The sequence below is a fragment of the Algoriphagus aquimarinus genome, assembly GCF_900112005.1.
GTDB lineage: Bacteria > Bacteroidota > Bacteroidia > Cytophagales > Cyclobacteriaceae > Algoriphagus > Algoriphagus aquimarinus.
Map to the genome: position 1 here is coordinate 31,469 of NZ_FOKK01000022.1, position 22,999 is coordinate 54,467.

Consider the following 22,999-nt stretch of genomic DNA (forward strand, 5'->3'; position numbering starts at 1 on the left):
AAACTGGGCAATATTTATTTTATTTTTGATGCTAAAGCCCTTCATTTGTGACTAGAAATCCCTTTTTTAAATCCTTTTGATCAATTGACTTAGAAATACTTGATAAAGATTTGGTGGATTTTCTGAAAAAGGGTAGCTTTGTGCCTCATTTGAAAGACGTACATAATAACTAGCAATAATATGAAAGCTGATATCCATCCAAACTACAGAGACGTCGTTTTCTACGACACTTCTAGCGAGTTTAAATTTCTTACGAAATCAACTATCGAAACAAGCGAAACAATCACTTGGGAAGATGGCAACGAATACCCTTTGTTTAAAGTGGAAGTGAGCTCTCAGTCTCATCCTTTCTACACTGGTAAGAAAATGATGCTTGATACTGCGGGTCGTGTTGAGAAATTCAACAGAAGATACGCTCAGAAGAAGTAATTCTTCCTTATCTCAGGCTAAAAAGTCTCCCGGAGCATGGATTCCGGGAGACTTTTTTATTTTTGCCTCATGGACTCGATTTTGTTGTTTGATGATCCCGCCATTCGCGGCTCATTGCTCCCCTTTACTTTTACCAGACCGGTGGCGGATATCCGCATCGGGATATTGAAAATCTCTGAGAAATGGGAGAGGATAGCTGGAGCTTCAGTTTCATTTCTCACCCAAGACTATCTTCAGAAGAAATTCCCTCGCAAAGCAGGGGATGCGCTGGCTATAAATGGAGCATGGCTTCCAGATAGCAGAAGTCTTAGTCTCTTAAAATCACTTTCTTCTAATCAAGCACTCTATTTCGGCAAAACTCTGATCGCTACTTATATCGGTGAAACAGAAAAGAATCTGGGTGCTGTGAAGGGCAAAGAAATCATCCAATTGGATTCAGAGCCAACACTTCTATTGAAGACTTGGAATATCTTCCAATTCAATGGCGCTGAAATCAGAAAGGATTTTGATCTGATTACTAAAGGAAGAAAATCTGCCAAGATTACCGATCCTCACACCAAGTTATATTCACCTGAAAACATTTTCATCGAAGAAGGAGCCGTGATACGTGCTGCGGTTTTGAATGCTGAAAGTGGGCCGATATATATTGGTAAAAACACAGAGATTCAAGAAGGATCATTAATTCGCGGGCCATTTGCGCTTTGCGAAAGCTCTACCATCAATATGGGAGCGAAAATAAAAGGAGATACAACCGTAGGCCCACATTGCAAAGTAGGTGGAGAAGTGTCCAACTCAGTCATCTTTGGCTTTAGCAATAAAGGTCATGAAGGCTTTTTGGGTAACTCTGTAATCGGCGAATGGTGTAATATGGGAGCTGATACAAACACCAGCAACCTGAAAAATAATTATTCTACAGTAAAATTGTGGGATTACACCGTTGGGAATTATGCGAATACGGGCTTGCAGTTTTGCGGCTTGATGATGGGAGATCATTCCAAATGCGGCATTAATACCATGTTCAACACAGGAACTGTAATCGGAATTGGCTCCAATGTTTTTGGGCCAGGATTTCCACGTAAATTTATTCCTTCGTTTGCTTGGGGTGGAGAAGAAGGATTCTCTACCTTTTTGTTTCCAAAATTTCTAGAAACAGCAAAAGCTGTCGTGGGAAGAAGAGGACTTGAGTTGAATGCGGAAGAGCAAGAAATTTTGCGTTTGATTTTCGAAATGTCCAAAAACTATAGAATTTGGGAAACCACATCCTGATTTATTAATTCATGCAATTCGCAGATATACCGGGACTTCCCGAGACCAAAGAAAACCTAATCAATGCTGTCAAACACAATCATTTGGCGCATGCATTGTTATTCCACGGACCTGAAGGCTCCGCCAATTTGACCATGGCTCTGGCGCTGTGTACTTATTTGTACTGTGAAAAGCCCGGAGATACTGATTCCTGTGGCACCTGTTCTTCCTGCCAGCGCATGAGTAGATTGGTTGTTCCTGATTTGAACTTCGCTTTTCCTACCATCACTAAGGCGAAAGAAGATGATAAAGACGACGATGAAAAAGTAGATGTGTTGACAAGCTGGAGGAAGTTTGCGATAGAGCAACCTTATGGGAATGTCCATGATTACATCTATTTCAATACTTTCGAAAAGAAGCAATTAAATATATCTAAGGGAGCAGCGCGCAAAATCATTCAAGCCCTTTCATTGATGTCTTTCGAGGGAGGTTATAAAATCATGATGATTTGGGCACCGGAATTTCTTCACCCTTCGGCAGCAAATGCGCTACTGAAAATTCTCGAAGAGCCGCAGCCCAAAACACTTTTTATCCTGGTGACGAGCCAAGCAGACCAACTGCTCACGACTATACTTTCGAGAACTCAGAAAGTGACCATTCGTGGTTTCTCTGATGAAGAAGTGAAAAGTCACCTGATTAATAAGGGACTTGCTGATGAATCTTCTGCAGATCAGATTGCGATGCTGGCAGATGGAAACCTACGTGAAGCGTACAGATTGGTGGATCAGGTAGAAGATCTTCAGGTGAAAAAAATCAGAGAGTGGTTTTTGTCCTGCTACAAGGCAGATTTCAAAAATATTTTTGCGCTAGCAGATGATTTTCACAAGTCAGATAAAGAAGCTCAAAAGTCACTTGTGCTTACTGGGCTGAATGTCCTACGTGAGATTCTATTAAAGAATGCTGGTTTGGATCAGTTACTTCGTACGCATGATGAGGATCGTGCCTTTGTGAATAATATCAGTGGGAAAGTACTGAAGGAGGAGCACGTGGGTAAGCTTTATGAAGAATTCAACATGGCTCATTATCATTTGGAGAGAAATGGCAATGCTAAGTTTATCTTAACGGATCTTTCTATGAATGTGGCCAAATTGATGGCGAAAATCAGTTGATATGGATCGGAAAATAATTGGCAGAAAAGAAAAAGTTACGCTTCCAGAATTGGGATTAAACCTTGTCTGGGCTAAAGTGGATACTGGAGCCTATACGAGTAGTATTCATGCAGAGAATCTGGAAGTGATAGATGTTGACGGGAAACGAGTGTTGAGGTTTCTACCCTTGCTTCCTGGTCACAAATCATTTGCTGGCGAGGTTGTTACCTTTGAGCATTTCAGAGAGAAAAAAGTGAAAAATTCATTCGGTCATGCTGAGGTTCGCTATTTGATCGAGACTACCTTTGAGCTTGCTGGGGAGACATATTCGGCAGAGTTCACGCTATCGGATCGGTCGAGCATGAGAAATGCTATTCTGCTCGGGAGAAAAATCCTAAGAAATCGTTTTCTTGTAGATGTGTGCAAAGTCAACTTGGCTAGACAATACAGAAAGAATTAAGTAAATACAGATTTACCTTACGAGTCAATTAAGAGACTCAAACCCTCTAAAAATTTTCTTATGAAAATTGCAATCCTTTCTAGGAACCCAAATTTATATTCTACCAGAAGACTTTTTGAAGCGATTCAAACAGCCGGACATGAAGCAATAATTGTAAATCATAGTGTTTGCGACTTGATCATCGAGCAAGAAGGACCATCTATAATTTATAAAGGTGAAAAGCTCACGGACATCGATGCGATCATCCCTAGAATTGGAGCTTCGGTGACTTTTTACGGAACCGCTGTAGTTCGCCAGTTTGAACTGATGGGTGCATTTTCGGCAGTACATTCTCAGGCAATTGTAAGAAGTAGAGATAAACTGAGAAGTCTGCAGATTCTTTCAAGCGCCGGGTTGGGGATGCCAAAGACAGCTTTTACCAACTTCTCGAAAGGTGGAGAAAAGCAAATCATAGAGCATGTAGGAGGTGCGCCACTTATTATCAAATTGCTGGAAGGAACACAGGGACTTGGAGTAGTTTTGGCTGAAACGAGGAAAGCGAGCCAATCTGTGATTGAGGCATTTCATGGACTGAAAGCGAGAATTATTGTTCAAGAATTCATCAAAGAAGCTAAGGGTGCGGATATCCGTGCATTTATAGTGAATGGAAAAGTGGTAGGTGCTATGAAGCGTCAAGGTGCTGAAGGTGAATTCAGATCCAACCTTCATCGAGGAGGAAAAGCTACCATTATTAAATTGAGCCGAGTAGAAAAAGCAGCCGCTTTGAATGCAGCAAAAGCACTTGGCCTCGATGTGGCAGGCGTAGATATGCTTCAGTCTGATAGAGGACCATTGATTTTGGAAGTGAATAGTTCTCCAGGGTTAGAGGGGATCGAGAAAGCTACAGGGATAGATATCGCAGGTGCAATCATCAAGTTTATAGAAGAAGGGGTGAATAAGCGCCCTATGAAAATATCAAGTCAATGAGTCAGTCAGTGAAAATAGGTACACGTGGAAGCAAATTAGCGCTTTGGCAGGCCTACCATGTGGAGGAGCTTTTACTAAAGGCCGGGTTGAAAGCAGAGATCGTGATTATTGATACCAAGGGCGATCAAATCCTTGATGTGTCGATTGCGAAGATTGGGAGTAAAGGAGTTTTTACTCAGGAACTAGAAGATCAATTGCTGGACGGTCGAATTGATATCGCTGTTCACAGTGCCAAGGACATGCAGTCCAATTTGCCAGAAGGCTTTGAAATTATTGCCTTCACCGAGCGTGAAAAGGAAAATGATGTGCTTGTCTCACATGACAAGTCTGTTTCGTTGAAGAAGGATATTGTTTTGGGTACTTCATCTACCCGTCGGGTTTCTACTTTGAAGCATTTTTATCCACATGTGAAAACGGTGGATGTTCGTGGGAATCTGCAGACCCGAATCCGTAAGATGGAAGAAGGGCTTTGTGACGCTTTATTACTTGCCTATGCAGGTGCTCATCGCATGGAATATGACCACATGATTGTAGCGGAATTGGATTTGGATGAGTTTACGCCAGCAGTAGGGCAAGGCTCTGTAGCCATCGAAGTAGCAGAGATTTTAGATCCTGTATTGAAGACTAAAATAGCGACAGCATGTAATCACCAGGAGACTTCCTTGAGGCTGCGTGCTGAGCGAGCATATCTTAGAGTGTTGGAAGGTGGATGTAGCATCCCTGTTTTTGCGCTAGCAAATCTAGTGGGCAATCAACTTAGCCTAAAAGGTGGAATTGTGAGTTTAGATGGAAAAGAGCGGATTTCTATTCTCGTAGAAGGAAATGCTGATCAACCAGAAAAGTTAGGGCAAGAGCTCGCGGATCAGGTTTTTGCCGCAGGTGGAAAAGTAATATTGGATCAAATTAAATTGACTTTGAATAAATGAGATTTCTAAGAAACCTACTTTTTGTCTTCCTGCTAGCAACTACAGTCGCATGTGGAGGCGAGAAAGATTACGTGATTACGATCGAGACTAGTCACGGTAATATCGTGGCGGTGCTCTTTGACGATACACCTGAGCACAAATCCAATTTCATCAAGCTGGCGGAAGCAGGAAGACTTGATTCTACCGAATTCCAACGTGTCATGAAGAATTTTATGATTCAGGGTGGAGATGTTTTTACTAAAGAAAATCTTCCGCCTCAAGACTGGCCAACTTTGCCAGCTGAAATCAGACCAAATTATTATCACCGAAAAGGCATGATAGCTGCGGCTCGTCAACCGGATGATATCAATCCAGAGCGAAGGTCAAATGGATCTCAATTTTATATCACAATTGGGAAAGTTTACAAGGAGTTGGAACTGACTACGGATATGGAACAACTTCAAAAATCACTGATGAAGTATATGGAGTTGGGAAGTCAGGTAGACTTGAAAAATGAATATATCCGACTATATAACGAGCAGAAATTCGATAGCTTGACAAATTTGATTCTTTCCAAAAGAGATGAGTTAGAAGCGTCACTCAATGTGAATTTGACCAAGGATTTTACCAAAGAGCAAATTGAAGCATACACGACAGTCGGCGGAGTACCACATTTGGATAAAGAATACACGGTTTTTGGAGAAGTGATCCAAGGATTGGAAGTGGCAGAAGAAATATCTAATGTGGATACAGGCTACAGAAATAAGCCCAATGAAACTGTATATATGACAGTGAAAGTCGAGAAAATGTCCCGAAAGAAAATTGAAAAAGAATATGGCTACAGCTACCCAGATGTCAAGTAAGAAGAAAATATTTATCACCGGCGCTAATGGATTACTTGGGCAAAAGCTTGTTTCCCAATTGGTGGACAAAGGAGAGTTTCAGGTCTTAGCGAGTGGCAAAGGAGAATGCAGATTGCCCGGTGCTGGATTTGAATATGTTTCTCTAGACATCACTAATGAGATAGAAGTAGAGAATACTTTGTCTAGTATCAAGCCTGATATTATTATTCACGGTGCCGCAATGACTAATGTGGATCAGTGCGAGCTGAATCAAGAGGCTTGTTTTGACTCTAACGTCAATGCGACAGCTTACTTGATTAAAGCCGCTGAAGCATCAAACGCTCATTTTATTTTCGTCTCTACAGATTTTATTTTCTCCGGTGATGAAGGTCCCTTGGATGAAAACGCCATTCCGGCGCCTGTTAACTATTATGGAGAGACTAAGCTGATAGGAGAAGAATTGGTGATGAAGTCCAAAACTAAGTGGGCCATAGCAAGAACTGTATTGGTATTCGGAATCGCTCATGACATGAGCCGTACCAATATTGTGCTTTGGGTGAAATCTTCTTTGGAAGCAGGTAAGGAAATTCAAGTGGTGGATGATCAGTTCAGAACGCCAACACTTGCAGAAGATCTTGCTGCAGGCTGTATTTTGATAGCAGAAAAGGAAGCGGAAGGCGTTTTTAATATTTCAGGTTCAGACTTTTTGACTCCGTATGAAATGGCACATACGACTGCGGAATTCTTTGGGCTTAATAAGGAATTAATCAAGCGTGCGGATTCGAGTACTTTTACCCAGCCAGCAAAAAGGCCTTTAAAAACAGGTTTTATCATTAAAAAAGCTCAGGAACAGCTTGGTTTTGAGCCGAAAACTTTCCGAACGGCAATTGGTATTTTGGCAAAACAAATTATCTTAGCCCGCGCTTAAAAAGCAGTTTATACACCCTAATTTAACTTTAAAATAATTTATGGCAGTTAACAACGAAACTGAAGAAAGAGGTGAGTTTGGTTCTAGTCTCGGGTTTATCATGGCAGCAGCCGGATCTGCCGTAGGTCTTGGAAATATATGGAGATTCCCGTATTTAGTTGGTGAAAATGGGGGAGGAGCATTTGTATTTGTTTATATAATTTGTGTGCTATTTATAGCCCTACCACTACTTTTAAATGAAATAGCATTAGGTAGAAAATCTGGTAAAAACCCTATTGGAGCTATACGTGAAACTGGAGGGAATAAGTTTTGGCAGCTTGCTGGGGTACTTTGTGTACTGGTTTGTTTCTTTGTTTTTAGCTACTATTCCGTAATTGCAGGTTGGACAGTAGGTTATATTATTACTGAAATAATCAATGTACCTGTAGATTTTGCTGAGTTTGTGAAGACTCCATTGTACGTGATTCCTTTGACGTTCCTATTTATCTTGATGACTATTCTCATTGTTTTGGGTGGCGTGTCTGGAGGTATAGAGAAAGCATCTAAATTTTTGATGCCTGTATTGTTTATCATCATTATTTTCATTGCAGGTAGAGCGGTAACCCTAGAAGGTGCAGGCGCTGGTATCGAATATTATTTGAAGCCTGACTTTAGTAAAATCAATCCTGCAGTTATACTACAGGCACTTGGTCAAGCCTTCTTCTCTATGTCTGTAGGTTGGGGTTTGATGATTACTTTTGGTTCTTATTTACCTAAAAAGTCTAATATCGTCCAGTCCGCTGGATGGATTGCAGGGATGGATACTTCGGTTGCTTTATTAGGTGGATTGATGGTGTTTCCAGCATTATTTGCTTTGCTTCCTGGAAAGGATCCTGCAGCTGGACCAGCCTTGGTGTTTGACGTATTGCCAAAAGTATTTGCGGCTATGCCTGGTGGGCACATCGTAGGAGCGCTTTTCTTTATCCTATTGATGGTAGCGGCCCTGACATCTACTATCTCCATGCTAGAGGTTCCTGTAGCTTATATGATTGATGATAGAAAGTGGGGTAGAAAACGTGCTACTTGGACAATTGGTATTGCAGCTATGGCTCTTTCTGTTCCTTCAGCGTTATCTCAGATCCCAGGCACTTTCTTTGCCAATTTACATATCAACTTCTTTGGAAACAGACTTGAAGGCTTCTTTGGGATAATGGATTTTGTGTTCGGTACGTTTGCCGTGATCGTGATATGCTTGATGCTTGCCTTATACACAGGTTGGGCATCGAAGATTTCTGAATACGCAGATGAATTGAAATTAGGAGCGCCAGGTTTTAAAGGACCTTTCAGAATGGGATGGATGTTTTTCGTTAAATGGATATGTCCAATCGTAATCATTCTACTGATACTAAACATGGTAGGTGTCTTTGGTACTGCTCAAGCGGCATAAAACTCATCCAAATTGATATTTGAAAAGGAAGTCTTCGGGCTTCCTTTTCTTGTTTTGGGCGGTATTGCTGTATTGGCAAGGGAATTGCTAATTTTCCTTAAATTCTTTCGTTACTAAGCTTACTAAACCAATAACTATAAAGCCATGAAAAAACTCATTCTATCTCTAGCCTTGCTCGCGATCACGCTTGCTGGCTATTCACAAGGATTCTCCTTTGGCCCTAAAGTAGGACTAAGTCAGACCAGTTTGGACCTTAAAAGTGATCAATTCAAAAATGGGGAATCCAAATTCGGATACCATGTGGGCGTCTTTGCCAGAATCGGTCTTGGAGGATTATACCTTCAGCCTGAGGTGCTGTATACGCAGACTCAAGGTCAATTTACTTTTGATCCGGATGACCAGCCGATTAAAGAGTATGAGGCAGACTTCAATAGAGTAGATATTCCAGTAATGCTCGGTTTTAAAATGTTTAAGGTGCTCCGAGTTCAAGCCGGTCCGATCGCGAGTATTAATGTTAATTCAGAGCTGAAGGAAGCAGGGCAAACTGTTCAGAATGCAAACTTTAAGGATGCTACTATTGGCTATCAAGCCGGACTTGGATTGGATATTGGCAACCTGATAATAGATGCCAAATATGAAAGTTCATTGGATAAATTCAGTGGAAATGTAGGCAACTTTCAAACTGATCAGCGAACAAACCAATGGATTCTCTCAGTAGGTTTTAGACTGTTCTAAGCTACACATCGCCACAAAAAAGCCCGATTGAAAATATTTTCAGTCGGGCTTTTTGTTGATTTCTTAGAAAAGAATCAATAATCATCGTTTATTTCTAACCACATTCCATCTGGATCTTGGATGTAGATTTGTCTAATTCCATCGACTCTAATTGTTACTTTTCCTTTCTCTCCCGGCCAGCTTTCAAATGGATAGTTTGTGCTTTCCAGTGTTTTGATGAATGCATCCATGTCTTTCATGCTAAAGCAAAGATGATTCACTTTTGAGATTTGAGTTGGTACGTTTGGTGCTTCGATGATATGAAGCGCAGCGCCTCCACCGATATCATACCAAGCATGCACACCGTCCTTGAAAGGCTCTTCAATTTCTTCTAAGCCCACTATTTTCTGATAAAACTCCTTGCTGGAATTCAAGTTGCTAACGTGGACAGCGATGTGGTTTACTTTGATTTGGGCAAAAGAACTCATAGTGATTCCTAACAATAAAAAGGTGAATAGGGCTTTCATAGGCTTTTGGGTCATTTAAATTAATAAGACAGCCTAATGTTAGCGTATTTGGAAATGGATTGAAAATAAAATGAAATAATAAACAAGAAAGCACCCGACGAGGCGGGTGCTTTCTTGTTTATTATAAGGGAATTAAGCTTGCTATTCTTCTTCGTTGTGAAGGTCGGTAGCTAAAGCTAGTTTCTCGGCTTCATCAAATAGCTTGATGGCTTGCAGATAAACTTCATTGATGTCATTAACGACTTTATAGAAAGCGCTGTCATCATAAATCTGTCTTCCTAAATGCGCTTTCACCAAGATTTTTAGATATTCTTTAGACTTATTAAAGTCCTTAGAATCAAATTCGACTTTGTTCTTCTTGCCGTATTCTACCAATTTAGTAAGCATAGCATCACTCACCATGTAATCCGTATAGTACTGATCCAAAGTCATGTTTTCGAATGTGGCTTTGTTTTCATTCACATAGTCAAGAATGAATTCTCTTGAAGCATCAGAATTGAACAGCTTGCTCACATAAGCAGAAGACATGGTAGTGTCCCATGGTACGAAGTAGTCAGGCATAATTCCTCCGCCACCATAGACTGTGCGCCCTTTGACGGTTTCGTATTTCAGGCTGTCATTGAACTTAACGCTATCTGCAGAGAAAAACTCTCCATGCTCATATCGCTCTAGCCAGTCTCTTTCGTATGCTTCGTAATTAGCACCATAAGGCTTTTGGATAGATCTGCCAGAAGGAGTGTAATATCTAGCAATTGTCAATCGCAACTCTGCTCCATCTGATAAATCGATAGGCATTTGCACTAATCCTTTTCCAAAGGATCTTCTACCCACGATCAAACCTCTATCATTATCTTGGATTGCTCCGGCTAGAATCTCGGAAGCGGATGCTGAACCTTCATTAACAAGGACGATTACCGGCCCTTCTTCAAACATTCCAGGTTTGAAAGCATAGGCTTTTTGATTGTACTGCTCTACTTTACCTTCTTGAGAAACGATCAATGCTTTATCGCCCAATAGCTCATCGGCCATATTGATAGCAGCACCCATATATCCACCAGGATTTCCTTGAAGGTCAATAACCAATTTCTTCATCCCTTTGCTTTTCAGGTCAGCGATGGATTCTTTGAATTCGTCGTAAGTGGTCGCTGCAAATCGGGTTACTTTGATGTATCCGATCTCATTGTTGACCATATAAGATGCGTTAATGCTGTATTGAGGGATCTTGTCGCGAGTTATCCTGTATTCGATAAGCTCTTTCTGGTTTTTACGCTTCATGTCCACGACTACCACAGAGCCTTTTGGGCCACGTAGTTTTTCGAAAACATCACGGTTAGTCACCCCGACACCTGCCATAGTCTCTCCATCTACTCGGATGATCTGGTCACCTGATTGAATGCCTAAAGCCTCTGAAGGCCCACCAGTTAGAGGAGCTACTACATAGATCGTATCACGTATAATTCCGAATTCAACTCCAATGCCGTCAAATTCTCCATCAAGCTGGGACTGTACAATAGATGCATCTTTTGCAGGTATATAGCTAGAGTGTGGATCTAGGTGCTCAAGCATTTTGGTGACACCATATTCCACCAATTCGTTGGTGTTGACACTGTCCACATAATCTCTGTTGACGTAGGTCATTATTTCCTGCAGCTTATAAAGTGCAGCCCTTAGATCATTTTGATTTCCTTTTGGCTCAGCAAAAGTTGCCCCGATCCAGATACCTGCAGATATGGCAAGCGCCAATATTATAGGAAGTCTGATTTGGGATTTGGTATTTTTAGTCTCGCTCACAGCTTTCTCTTTCAGTTGGTTATTGTCTTTATTGTTACTGTAAATTACCCAATTTTGCCCTCTTTCTGGGTAGTCATTTGATAAATCTATCAAATGTTTATACGAGGGGTGAGTATAATGGCTCAATTTATTCCCCTTTTTTCTGTTAAAAAAAATTATTTTTGCAAGATGCGAACCGAAGGCGATTTTGAAAAGGCACTTGTAGGCGACTTAGTTTCTGAAAACTATGTCTTTGCTTCTGTGTTGCATTATTTCGGAATCAGCTTCTATCAATACCCAACAGAGTCACTGGAAGTGGTTTGTAAAAAGCATAGAGTTCATTCCAGTCAACTAATAACAGAATTGGAGTCTTGGGCTCAGAGAAAAGAACCTTCCAATGAGGAGCTTTACCTGAATCCTATCGAGGTCTTGGTCGCATATTTGAAAAAGAAGCATTACTATTTTGTGCGGCAAGAATTACCTTTTCTTTCCAATATCATCTCTGGAATAGACCCAGAGCCTAAGTTTGCTTCCTTGATGGCGGACCTTCGAATTATGTTTCCATTATTTGTGGAAGATTTCATTCACCATATTCATGAAGAAGAAAGCAGGCTGTTCAAGAGGATAGAATTGCTTCAGGATATTGAGGAAAATAGGTTTTCGCTGAATGATGCGATCACAATTTTGGAGAGAGATCCGATTCACATGCTAGCAGATCAGCATGAGATTCATGATGATGAAATGGAGGGGATCAGAAAGTTGACTGCTGATTATTCCTTGGATGAGGATGCTCCGCTAACGATGAAAGTGCTCTATCACGAATTACAGAATTTCGAACAGGAACTTAGAATCCACGCAAAAATCGAAGACGAACTTCTTTTCCCTAAAGCTGTAGAGCTGGAAAGGGAGGCTTTGCGCCAATTCAAGAAAAAAACCAGAAAAAACTGATGCCCAGAATACTCGCAATTGACCTGGGAACCAAAAGAACCGGTCTAGCTGTTACCGATACCTTGAAAATGTTAGCTAATCCTTTGGAGACAATAGAGACGTCTACCTTGATTGATTACGTGAAAAGATACTGTGAAAAAGAAGAGGTGGATACCTTGGTTCTTGGTTATCCAACCCGATTGAATGGGCAGGACAATGAGATGACTCCAAAAGTGATCACCATGAAGGATAGGCTTTCGAAGGCTTTTCCTGATAAAAAAATAGAACTCGTCGATGAGCGGTTCACTTCTAAGATGGCCATGCAGAGCATGATTACCATGGGAAGTAAAAAGAAAGACAGAAAAGAAAAAGCCGGAAACCTGGACAAGGTGAGCGCGGCAATTATTCTACAATCCTATTTAGAGAGACAATGATTTACCCTATAGTTGCTTACGGTAACCCGATTTTGAAGAAAGAAGCCGAGGAAATTACCGAAGGAACCGAGCTCGATGAGCTGATCAAGAATATGTTTTCAACAATGGACAACGCCAGTGGCGTAGGTCTTGCAGCGCCCCAAATTAATCAGGGGATTAGTCTTTTTGTGATCGACAGCACCTTAATGCTGGATGAAGAGGATGAGGAAGTCGGTATTCGACGGGTATTTATCAATCCTATAATTTTGGATGAATATGGAGATGATTATAGTTTTGAAGAAGGCTGTTTGAGTATTCCTGAAGTTCGCGCAGAAATCACCCGTCCTGAGACCTTGACGATCGAGTATTACGATGAAAACTGGAATCTGAAAGAGGAGGAATTCTCAGGAATGACCGCTCGTGTGATTCAGCACGAGTATGATCACTTGGAAGGAATTCTATTTGTGGATTATTTGAAAGGCCTCAAGAAACGACTGGTGAAATCTAAACTGATCGATGTCAGTAAAGGCAAAATCTCCACAGATTACCGAATGATCTATCCTCTGAAATGATCAAAACTCCCCAACTCAAAATAGCGCTGGTACAAACCAACCTTTATTGGAAAAATAAAGTGGCAAATCTGGCGATGCTGGAAGAGAAAATGTGGGAGATAGCTAATGAAGTGGATTTGATTATCCTGCCTGAAATGTTCCCGACGGGATTTAGCATGGATACGGCTGAACTTGCTGAGCCGATGAATCTGAACGTTTGCAAGTGGATGGTTCAAATGGCAACGCAAAAGAAAACAACTATTACTGGGAGCGCGATCATCCAAGTAGCTGGTAAGTACTATAATCGCCTGCTTTGGGTAAGTCCAGATGGAACAATTCAGCATTACGACAAGCGACATCTTTTTCGGATGGCGGATGAGGATCAGTCTTTTTCCGCGGGAGAAAGCTTGCCGATTTTTGAGCTGAATGGCTGGAAGATTTGTCCGCAGGTTTGTTATGATCTGAGATTTCCTATCTGGTCTAGAAATAGAATGATCGACGGGAAACTGGCTTACGATCTGATTTTTTATGTGGCGTCATGGCCTGCGGCTAGAGTTTCAGCTTGGGATGCACTTTTGCCTGCCAGAGCGATTGAAAATTTGGCTTATTCCATAGGAGTGAATCGAGTAGACGAAGACGGCAATGGGATAAAGTATAACGGACATTCTGCTGCTTATGACTATAAAGGTAATCAGATTGAGTTTTTAGGGGAAAGTGAAAAGATCACTGTATTGACTTTGGATGCAGAGGAACTCGATTCCTATAGAGAGAAATTTCCAGCTTGGATGGATTCGGATGACTTTGTTGTCAAATAAAATCTATGCTTCCTTTCTACTTGAAAAAGTAAAAACCGTCTTTATGTATGCTGAACATTAGCATGGACGACACTTCGGTCACCCGTCTTCGGTCTTCGGCCTGAACAAACAAAGGAAAGAAGGAGAATGATGAAGTAGAGTGCTTTAATATCAAGTAATCCTTTTTTCAGACACTCAGTACTTTACGCGAGCGGAATTTGAAACAAGGATATTTTGCGTATTTTAGCCCCAATATTTTAAGACCCTGTTTCCTCTTTTTTCCAATCCAAATACATTTTGAAATGGATCTGACCTAGCTAGGTCAATTGAAGGCTCAGGGTATAACATGTCTTTTTAGAACTCTTAAAACCATGAGTAATCAAACTCCAAAAATCCTTTATACGCTGACTGACGAAGCTCCGGCTTTAGCTACGTATTCCTTATTGCCGATTGTAGAAGCATTTACTAAATCTGCCGGTGTATCGGTAGAGACTCGTGATATTTCTCTTTCCGCCAGAATCATCTCTAATTTCTCTGCATTCCTGACACCAGAACAGCAGATGCCAGATACTTTGGCAGAATTAGGTGATATCGCAAAAACTCCAGAAGCAAATATTGTAAAGCTTCCGAATATCTCTGCATCTGTTCCACAGCTTAAAGCTGCGATCAAGGAACTTCAGTCTCAGGGATATGCCCTTCCTGAATATCCGGAAGAGCCAAAAACTGAAGAAGAGAAAAGCATAAAAAGCAAATACGACAAGATCAAAGGTTCTGCAGTGAACCCTGTGCTTCGTGAGGGTAATTCTGACCGAAGAGCACCTCTAGCAGTGAAAGAATACGCCAGAAAGCATCCACACTCCATGGGTAAATGGTCTGCTGATTCTAAAACTCATGTGGATAGCATGACAGAGGGAGATTTTTACGGTAGTGAAAAATCCCATACTATGGCTGATGCAGCTATTATTTCTATTGAGTTGCATGGAGCAGATGGAAGAAAAGAGATACTTAAGTCTGGCTTGAATATACTTGCTGGTGAAGTGATCGATGCGTCTACCTTGAGTATTTCTGCTTTGACGGCATTTCTAAGAAAAGCAAAAGCTGAGGCAAAATTGCAAGGAGTTCTTTTCTCCATTCATATGAAAGCAACCATGATGAAGGTATCTGATCCTATCATCTTTGGTCATGCTGTGAAAGTGTTTTTTGAGCCTGTTTTTGCCAAGCATGCAGCTACATTTAATGAAGTTGGGATCGATGTGAATAATGGATTTGGAGATTTGATTTCCAATCTTGATAAACTTTCTATTCCAAAAAGAACCGAAGTTGAAGCTGACATAGCAGCTTGTCTTGCCGATAGCCCAGACTTAGCTATGGTGAATTCTGACAAGGGAATCACCAATCTACATGTACCAAGTGATGTGATTATCGATGCTTCTATGCCTGCGATGATCAGAACTTCTGGTCAGATGTGGAACAAGGCTGGCAAACTTCAGGATACTAAAGCGATTATTCCAGATAGATCTTATGCGGGTGTTTACGAAGCTACGATCAACTTCTGTAAAGCTCATGGAGCATTCGATCCATCTACTATGGGTTCTGTTCCTAACGTGGGTCTGATGGCTCAGAAAGCTGAAGAGTATGGCTCACACGATAAAACTTTTGAGGTTCCTTTTGCCGGAACTGTAAAAGTTTTGGATCAAAACGGTATCGAAATCTTCTCGCATAATGTGGAGGCTGGGGATATCTGGAGAATGTGTCAGACTAAAGATGCTCCGATTCAGGACTGGGTGAAATTAGCTGTGACGAGAGCGAGACTTTCTGCTACACCAGCTATCTTTTGGTTAGATCCAAACAGAGCGCATGATGCAGAATTGATCAAAAAAGTAAATAAATACTTGCTAGATCATGATCAGACTGGATTGGAGATTTCAATCCTTTCTCCTATAGAAGCTACTAATCTTTCTTTGGCGAGAATCAAAGAAGGTATGGACACCATCTCTGTGACAGGTAACGTGTTAAGGGATTACTTAACTGACTTGTTCCCGATTCTGGAATTGGGTACTTCCGCCAAAATGCTATCTATTGTTCCGTTGATGAATGGTGGAGGTTTGTTTGAGACTGGAGCTGGAGGTTCTGCACCTAAGCATGTGGAGCAGTTTGTGAATGAAGGTCACTTGCGTTGGGATTCTTTAGGTGAGTTCCTTGCCTTGGCAGTTTCCTTGGAGCATTTGGGACAAACATTCCATAACGATAAAGCATTGCTACTGGGTGAGACGCTTGATCAGGCGACTGGCAAATGGTTGGAAAACGATAAGTCTCCAGCAAGAGTTGTAGGCAAATTGGATAATAGAGGAAGTCATTTCTACATCGCATTATATTGGGCAGAAGCTCTTGCTGCGCAAAATAAGGATGCCGATCTGAAAGCTAAGTTCACGGTGCTAGCTTCAGCATTGGAGGCTCAAGAAACAACTATCGTGAATGAACTGAACGGTTCTCAAGGTGTGCCAATTAATATTGGTGGCTATTTCAAGCCAAATGCTACATTGGCTTCTGAGGCAATGAGACCAAGTGCAACACTGAATGAAGTGCTGACAACTTTGGTATAAGAGAACATTAAAGCTGTAGAAAGCCATCCGAGGAATCGGATGGCTTTTTTTGTTTTTGTTTAAACCACGGTGGACACAGAGTTTAGCGTAGAGATAACAGAGTGTTTTTTTGGAAATAGAAAATCTAGCCCTCTTTACTTATCAAAATTGTATTTGCCTAAATCAACAATCAAAATTCCGAAGTCGGCTATTCTTCCTCAAAACTCACCTTATTCGCCCGCATAAATTCCCTCTTCCGCCGTTCGTGTCCCACGCATGGCAATAGCAAACGTTAGAAAAGCGTAGGTATTGAAACTATATTCTCACTTAACACCAAATTCTCGACACTCATACATTGACTAGAAACTTATAAGTTATATTTTCAAACTTAACTTTTTGAGCAAATGTCAAAATCCATGATTAAAGCGATACTTGTTGATGACGAAAAGCATGCACTAGAAACACTTAAAATGCTTCTGGACCTATACTTTCCCGATAAGTTTGAAATCCTTGCGATGTGTAATTCTGTGGATCAGGCTGTGCCTGCCATCCAGCAACACGAGCCAGATCTCATTTTTTTGGACATACAGATGCCTCAGAAGAACGGGTTCACCTTACTTGAGATCATTCCAAAGCGTAATTTTGAGGTGATTTTCACTACTGCTTATAAGGATCATGCGATTCCAGCATTTAAACATGCTGCTTTTGATTATTTACTGAAGCCGATTGATACCGTTGAATTGCAAAAGACAATCGTACGATTTGAGGAAAAGAGAAAACCGAATGCTATCGAGGAAACGCTTCAGAGTATCAAAAAGCAGATCAATTCCCATAATATTATTGATCTGAATATGCAGGAGACGATAGAGTACGTGGATTTGGATGATATTCTTTATCTCAAAGCAGAAGGGAATTACACTAGGTTTCACTTGGAAGGCGAAAAGCAATTGTTGCTTTCCAAGCCTATAGGCTATTACAAAAAACGGTTTGAAGAGAGTAATCTTTTTGTTAGAATTCACCATTCCTTCTTAGCCAATTCTACTAAATTCCTTAGGTATGATAAGAAGGAGGGATTTATGATTTTGAGAAATGGTGAAAAAATATCTGTGTCTGTGAGAAAGAGTACATCCTTGAATAATGGGTTTTATTAAAAAACTGGCGCTGATTTTTTTAGTGTTAGTGAGTTTCACCTTTAGTGTGGAAGCTCAGCAAATCCCATCTTTTAATTTCACTACTGTTGATGGACTGCCAAACAATGCCATAAGATCGCTACTGGTGGATTCCAGAGGGATACTTTGGATAGGAACTGAAAATGGTGTTTCTAAATTTGAAAACGGTGGTTTTCAGAATTTCTATGAATCAGATGGATTAGGTTTCAATAGTTGCTGGGCGATAGCAGAGGATAAGAATGGAAACCTTTGGTTTGGAAGCTACGGAGGAGGAGTTTCTGTTTTTGACGGGGAAAAATTTCATGTATATACCACCGACAATGGCTTAGCCGATAACAGAATCCGACATTTCTATCCCTACAAAGACAAGATGCTAATTGGGACAGAAGATGGGATCAGTGTTGGGGATTTAGAGACATTTAAGATCAGCTCAATTCCTTCCAGTATTCGAAGCAGTGAATTGAATTACACTACCAGCATCTTTGAATTTAATGATCGGCTCTTCTATTCTACCTACAGAAATGGGAGCTTTGAGATTGTTTGGGAAAATACAGACTCACAACTTAAAAAAATCAATGATTGGTTGCCAATTTACTCCATTTCAGTAGAAAGCGACAGCTTACTTCTGGCAGATAAGGGTTCCGTAAAGAAAATCGCCACATCAGAATTCATCCAGGGGAATGCACCTGCTCAAAGTTTTGGGCAATCCATCGTCTGGAAAAATATAGATGGGTTGAAAGGTGAGAAATACCTGTTGGCAGCTAGCCTGTTTTCCAAAGATGGAGGGGTTTTTCGGCTTGAAAATAGTGAGATGATAGATGAAAGTGATTGGTTAGGTGTTACTTCAAATTTTATTATTTCTGGAACTTTAGATAGAAATCGTAAGCTGCTTTATCTAGGGTCCCAAGACAAAGGGCTGTACCAGGTTCGTTTAGAGGAGATGATTATCTATGATGATTTTGATGAAGCAGAGGTAAAAGGGATTGCAGGCAATGAGTCTACTTTTGGGGTTTTGAGTAACCTTGGCTTGGAAATTAAAGATTCTTCCAAGCTAAAAGTTATGATAGGTCGTGAAGAGTTTGAAAAGGTGCAGGTTAATTTTTATCGAAATCATCCTTCCGCGATTCCAGCGCACATGGATGGTTTCTTTGAATTGGATCCAAATATTTCACCAGAAGATATGGAGTTTTACCAGCTTCATTATGAAGGGAATTCTTTTTGGACGAATACTAATCTGGGGATCTTTCAACTAGATTTAGATGGGAAGTTCTTAGCATATCTACCTGTCCATGCGTTTAGTATAGGTTTTACGCCAGACGGGAAACTTCTGGAAACTAATCCTTATGACGGAGTAAGAATCTATTCTGACCCCAAAAACTTCATTTATACTTATTTCGAACCAGATATACCATCTACACCGTTGCAGATTTCTAAGGTGGTCAAAGGAGTAACTCGTAATTATTTAGCTTCAGTATTTCATGGGCTTTATCATTGGGATGGTCAAGAGTTTTTTTCTTATAAAAATGAAGGCGTTTGGGAAGAGTCCAAGTTTAAGACCCTTCACTATTTAGGAGAAGGGATGTTATTGGCTGGGACAGAGTTTGGAGACTTGTATCAAATTAAGCCTCAGCCTGATTTTGAAATAGTAAAGAAATGGCCCAAAGAGGAGCTTCAGGGGAATTCTATCTTATTTATAGAATCTTATAAAGATGCCATTTTGGTGGGGACTGAACTAGGGCTTCATATTTTGAGACCAGATGAAAATAGGTTTTGGGCAGAGGAGAGGGGCATATTTCATCGGATTTTCAAAAGTGCTACTAGAATTGGGGACAGACTTTACATTGGATTGGATAAAGGTTTTTATACAGTTAATCTTCCCGAATTGCTTGCTCAGAAATTCCCCGAGCTTGGATTGTCCATTACAGAGATCAAAGTGAATAGCAAGCCTGTCAGTTCTGAGTATTTCAAATGGTTTGCTTACGAAGGTGGGGATTTGGAGCTAAAATCTAATGAGAATTCACTTTCGATTCGCTTCAAAGCATCTGGGAATTTCAACAGCGGGAAACTGCGCTACCATTACAGGCTAAAGAAAGATGCAGAGTGGACTGAGTATAGCAATGAGCCACTGATCGAGCTTCCATTTTTGCCTTTTGGGTCCTACCAAGTGGAGGTTCAGATTTGGGATTATTACTCCGGGAAAATGACCGTAGTTTCCTTACTAGACTTTACTATCGATAAGCCCTACTATCTGAAAGTCTGGTTTATCATCTTAATTATAGGATTGCTGTCAGCTTTATTTTATTGGTTTTATAAAACTAGACTAATCCGCCTTGGAAGTCAATCTCAGCTGAAGCAAAGAATGACCGAAATCAAATTGGAGGCACTTCGGTCCCAAATGAATCCTCACTTTACCTTCAATGCCATTAACAGTGTCCAGTATTTCATTCTGAAAAATGACACCGCTCAGGCTGTGGCTTTTTTGGGCAAATTCAGCAAATTGATTCGAATAACGCTGGAGCAAAGTAGCCAGACACAGATCACGCTGGAGGCTCAGATCGACTATCTGAGCCGATATATAGAAGTGGAGAATATCCGGATGGACAATCGGGTGAAGTGGGAAATATTAGGAAATGCTTTGATTCGTCAACAGGAAATCTTGATTCCACCCATGCTCATCCAGCCATTGGTGGAGAATGTCTTTGTCCATGCCTTTCCTGCCGAGCATCCCAACCCTGAGTTGAGTATCACCTATGAAATCATCTCATCAGATCAACTTCTATGCACGGTCAGAGACAATGGCGTTGGAAAACGGGAAGTATTCCAGACGGTAGATGACACCCATACCATCCAAGACACCAATTCTATTCACGAATCCAAAGGCCTAAAAATGATCCAAGAAAAGCTGAGCTTGCTGCCGGGGTATAATGAGAATAGCTTTGAAGTTCGCTCGGACGATAGTGGGTATGAGGTGCGTGTGATGATTTTTTACAGCTAGGAGCTACAGATATGAAGGGGATTGGGGCGGGTGTGAATCGCTAGCCTCTGAATATTTGCCATATTATATATTGTTTAGAGGTAATTGACCACCAAGATTTTAAAAAGTTTTATTTACGATAATATGTTTAAAAGAATTCAATTTGTTTTTTTTGTTATTATCCTTTTTGCTTCCTGTAGAGAGGAGAATATCCCCGTTTTTGTTCTAAATACAAGTTCATTTCCTGAAAATGGAGGTAGGATTTTGTCATCAAACTATGGCAATGAAGTAAAATATGGTGAGACTATAACTCTTACTGCTATTCCAAACGATGGGTATTTTTTTTACAAATGGGATGTTGATTATAATAGCTATGATAGTATTATTAGTTTTGAAATATCAGGGCACGCTAGAGTTGTTGCTATTTTTGTAAAAGAGCCTAAGGTAATACCAACTGTTATTCAGGTGACAAGGTCTTCTGCTAGTATCAGCCTGCAAATAGAAATTGAAGACAATTTTCCAATTGATAAACTTGGATATTTTATTTCTGATTCAGAGGGAGATCAGAATTTAAATAATGGGAAATTTAATGAACTGGAATCAAATAGCAGCAACATTCTTGTTGATGGGCTAGATCCTAGTTCGGCTTATAGAATTCAGTTTTATCTAAAAAACCAAAGGTTTTCAGTATTGAGCGAAATAGTTGATTTTACAACAAGAGGCTTAATCCCATTAAAAGTCGGACTTGATAATGATTGGGTAAATGTTCAAGGATCAGTATTACAAAAAAGTGATGGTACCCTTTATACTTTTAATGTTAACGAAACAAAAAAAATAGGAGATCAGAAATGGATTTCTTTTTCTTCAGGTGAAGGCACATCTACATCCGAGTCACAGGTATTAGGGGTTATGACTGATAATACCCTATGGCAGATTTTACCAGAACTTCAACAAATAGGGCTTGATAATGACTGGAGTAAGGTTTTTCTTGGAAACTATTCAACAAACAATAATTGGGGAATTAAAGAAGATGGAACTTTGTGGAATTGGAAAGGAACAGATTCGCCCAAGTTGCATCAGGAAGATTACTATCCGTTTGTGGAAAACAATTGGACAGATGGCTCCATCGGGGGTGTAGAAGGTGCTCATTTATTACTTATTAACAATGATGGCTCAATCTGGGGCGTTGGGGCAAATCAGGTTGGCCAACTTGGAAATGGATTAAGAGTATTGAGTGATGATAATCAGTTGGTTAAGTCTATTTTCTCAAAAAATGCTAAATTTGTTGCTGCTGGGGGCTTTATGCCGCATAGCTTAGCTATTGATGAGGATGGGGGAATGTGGCAATGGGGTGCAATTCCAGATGGTTCATATTCCTCAAACAATAATTCAACGCCAACTTTAATTGAGGGACATTCTGATTGGGTTTTTGCTTTAACGGGTTTCTCTATTTCTTATGGAATTAAAATAGATGGCAGTTTATGGTCATGGGGTGCAAATGAAGGTAACTATGGAGATGGGTTATTAGAATCAAGCAATATACCTGTAAAAGTAAATAATGAAAAATGGTTAATTGTTTCTCAAACATTAGGTATTAAAAAAGACAACACATTGTGGTATTGGAACTACTGAAAAATGGGGTTAGTTATAATAGACTTTTTCTTTTTTAATTTTTATTGATTTATGTAAAACTGAGCATTTGAAAGAACCAAAGCAAATGTAGATGTACAAGCTATTGAGCGTGGAAATGGAAGGGCTAATTATATTGATACTTATACAGGTGAAGAGCTTTGGGGAGGAGATCGCTACGATTACGATCATATTTATCCTTCTGAGCTGATTCATAGCCGATACAAGGATAGGCTATCGGATCTACAAATCGCTGAAATAGTGAAAATCCCCGAGAACATTGCCGTGACTCTACGAAGCATCAATCAGTCTAAAGGCAAAAAAGATCCAGAACTCTGGATTCAAGATTCCAGACTGATTTTGACAACAAAAATTAATTTAGGAATTGCAGGCAAAGCAATAGAGTTTGCCAAGTCAGCTATAGAAAAGAAGGCGAGTCAGTTCTGATGATTTTCTTGCTTTTTGTACAACTATGAAGAGAATAAGCACACTTATGTGTTTGTATACCCCACCCAGAGTATTTGGAATATATTGCGCACAATTGGGGATGACAATTCTCAAGGCGTTAAGTGTTTTTTTAAATCGGACTTATTTCTAGGG

The 22,999-nt window shown here is 40.4% G+C and carries 21 protein-coding genes; 19 read left to right on the plus strand and 2 right to left on the minus strand.

Going from position 1 to position 22,999, the window contains the following annotated elements; all coding sequences use genetic code 11:
* Nucleotides 1-180: 180 nt before the first annotated feature.
* The 10 genes from BM291_RS19735 to BM291_RS19780 all read left to right on the plus strand — a co-directional run bounded on the left by BM291_RS19735 (nucleotide 181) and on the right by BM291_RS19780 (nucleotide 9,084).
* Nucleotides 181-429, plus strand: coding sequence for a type B 50S ribosomal protein L31 (locus tag BM291_RS19735; protein WP_057939325.1), 249 nt, complete (start codon nucleotides 181-183; stop codon nucleotides 427-429).
* Between the two features lie 69 nt (nucleotides 430-498).
* Nucleotides 499-1,695 carry a GlmU family protein gene (locus tag BM291_RS19740; RefSeq protein ID WP_092900993.1) on the plus strand — a complete coding sequence of 399 codons (1,197 nt, stop codon included), beginning with the start codon at nucleotides 499-501 and terminating at the stop codon, nucleotides 1,693-1,695.
* 11 nt (nucleotides 1,696-1,706) lie between these two features.
* Nucleotides 1,707-2,843 carry a DNA polymerase III subunit gene (locus BM291_RS19745; protein ID WP_092900996.1) on the plus strand — a complete coding sequence of 379 codons (1,137 nt, stop codon included), beginning with the start codon at nucleotides 1,707-1,709 and terminating at the stop codon, nucleotides 2,841-2,843.
* A 1-nt stretch (nucleotide 2,844) separates the two neighbouring features.
* Entirely contained in the window at nucleotides 2,845-3,282 is a 438-nt protein-coding gene (locus BM291_RS19750; protein WP_092900999.1) for an ATP-dependent zinc protease family protein, read from the plus strand.
* A 60-nt stretch (nucleotides 3,283-3,342) separates the two neighbouring features.
* Entirely contained in the window at nucleotides 3,343-4,248 is a 906-nt protein-coding gene (gene rimK, locus BM291_RS19755; RefSeq protein ID WP_092901002.1) for a 30S ribosomal protein S6--L-glutamate ligase, read from the plus strand.
* Nucleotides 4,245-5,174, plus strand: a complete 930-nt coding sequence (gene hemC, locus BM291_RS19760; RefSeq protein WP_092901005.1) for a hydroxymethylbilane synthase — start codon at nucleotides 4,245-4,247, stop codon at nucleotides 5,172-5,174. Before rimK ends, hemC begins: the two co-directional genes overlap by 4 nt.
* Nucleotides 5,171-6,016, plus strand: coding sequence for a peptidylprolyl isomerase (locus BM291_RS19765; RefSeq protein WP_092901008.1), 846 nt, complete (start codon nucleotides 5,171-5,173; stop codon nucleotides 6,014-6,016). Before hemC ends, BM291_RS19765 begins: the two co-directional genes overlap by 4 nt.
* Nucleotides 5,988-6,923 carry an SDR family oxidoreductase gene (locus BM291_RS19770; protein WP_245786923.1) on the plus strand — a complete coding sequence of 312 codons (936 nt, stop codon included), beginning with the start codon at nucleotides 5,988-5,990 and terminating at the stop codon, nucleotides 6,921-6,923. The genes BM291_RS19765 and BM291_RS19770 overlap by 29 nt, the downstream gene beginning before the upstream one ends.
* A 40-nt stretch (nucleotides 6,924-6,963) precedes the next feature.
* On the plus strand, nucleotides 6,964-8,349 hold the full coding sequence (locus tag BM291_RS19775; protein WP_092901014.1) for a sodium-dependent transporter: 1,386 nt from the start codon (nucleotides 6,964-6,966) through the stop codon (nucleotides 8,347-8,349).
* A 144-nt stretch (nucleotides 8,350-8,493) separates the two neighbouring features.
* A complete protein-coding gene (locus BM291_RS19780; protein ID WP_092901017.1) occupies nucleotides 8,494-9,084 on the plus strand; it encodes a porin family protein in 591 nt (196 codons plus the stop codon).
* A gap of 74 nt (nucleotides 9,085-9,158) precedes the next feature.
* On the opposite strand, the gene BM291_RS19785 is transcribed toward BM291_RS19780, so the two are convergent.
* Both BM291_RS19785 and BM291_RS19790 read right to left on the minus strand, forming a co-directional pair.
* Nucleotides 9,159-9,590 (minus strand): VOC family protein, encoded by a 432-nt coding sequence (locus BM291_RS19785; protein ID WP_245786924.1) that lies wholly within the window; start codon nucleotides 9,588-9,590, stop codon nucleotides 9,159-9,161.
* Nucleotides 9,591-9,731: 141 nt separating this feature from the next.
* Nucleotides 9,732-11,381 (minus strand): S41 family peptidase, encoded by a 1,650-nt coding sequence (locus BM291_RS19790; RefSeq protein WP_092901065.1) that lies wholly within the window; start codon nucleotides 11,379-11,381, stop codon nucleotides 9,732-9,734.
* Nucleotides 11,382-11,549: 168 nt separating this feature from the next.
* On the opposite strand from BM291_RS19790, the gene BM291_RS19795 reads away from it, so the two are divergent.
* The 9 genes from BM291_RS19795 (at nucleotide 11,550) to BM291_RS21985 (ending at nucleotide 22,846) form a co-directional block, all read left to right on the plus strand.
* Nucleotides 11,550-12,308: a hemerythrin domain-containing protein gene (locus tag BM291_RS19795; protein ID WP_092901068.1), complete on the plus strand. Its 759-nt coding sequence runs from the start codon at nucleotides 11,550-11,552 to the stop codon at nucleotides 12,306-12,308.
* On the plus strand, nucleotides 12,308-12,721 hold the full coding sequence (gene ruvX, locus BM291_RS19800) for a Holliday junction resolvase RuvX (RefSeq protein WP_092901020.1): 414 nt from the start codon (nucleotides 12,308-12,310) through the stop codon (nucleotides 12,719-12,721). Before BM291_RS19795 ends, ruvX begins: the two co-directional genes overlap by 1 nt.
* A complete protein-coding gene (gene def, locus BM291_RS19805; RefSeq protein WP_092901023.1) occupies nucleotides 12,718-13,272 on the plus strand; it encodes a peptide deformylase in 555 nt (184 codons plus the stop codon). Before ruvX ends, def begins: the two co-directional genes overlap by 4 nt.
* A complete protein-coding gene (locus tag BM291_RS19810) occupies nucleotides 13,269-14,066 on the plus strand; it encodes an amidohydrolase (RefSeq protein ID WP_092901026.1) in 798 nt (265 codons plus the stop codon). Before def ends, BM291_RS19810 begins: the two co-directional genes overlap by 4 nt.
* 350 nt (nucleotides 14,067-14,416) lie before the next feature.
* Nucleotides 14,417-16,648 (plus strand): NADP-dependent isocitrate dehydrogenase, encoded by a 2,232-nt coding sequence (locus tag BM291_RS19815; RefSeq protein ID WP_092901029.1) that lies wholly within the window; start codon nucleotides 14,417-14,419, stop codon nucleotides 16,646-16,648.
* A 383-nt stretch (nucleotides 16,649-17,031) separates the two neighbouring features.
* A complete protein-coding gene (locus tag BM291_RS19820) occupies nucleotides 17,032-17,778 on the plus strand; it encodes a LytR/AlgR family response regulator transcription factor (protein ID WP_092901032.1) in 747 nt (248 codons plus the stop codon).
* Entirely contained in the window at nucleotides 17,765-20,791 is a 3,027-nt protein-coding gene (locus tag BM291_RS19825; protein ID WP_092901035.1) for a sensor histidine kinase, read from the plus strand. The genes BM291_RS19820 and BM291_RS19825 overlap by 14 nt, the downstream gene beginning before the upstream one ends.
* A gap of 123 nt (nucleotides 20,792-20,914) precedes the next feature.
* On the plus strand, nucleotides 20,915-22,402 hold the full coding sequence (locus BM291_RS19830) for an InlB B-repeat-containing protein (protein ID WP_092901038.1): 1,488 nt from the start codon (nucleotides 20,915-20,917) through the stop codon (nucleotides 22,400-22,402).
* Between the two features lie 258 nt (nucleotides 22,403-22,660).
* A complete protein-coding gene (locus BM291_RS21985; RefSeq protein WP_139229151.1) occupies nucleotides 22,661-22,846 on the plus strand; it encodes a hypothetical protein in 186 nt (61 codons plus the stop codon).
* Nucleotides 22,847-22,999: the final 153 nt, after the last annotated feature.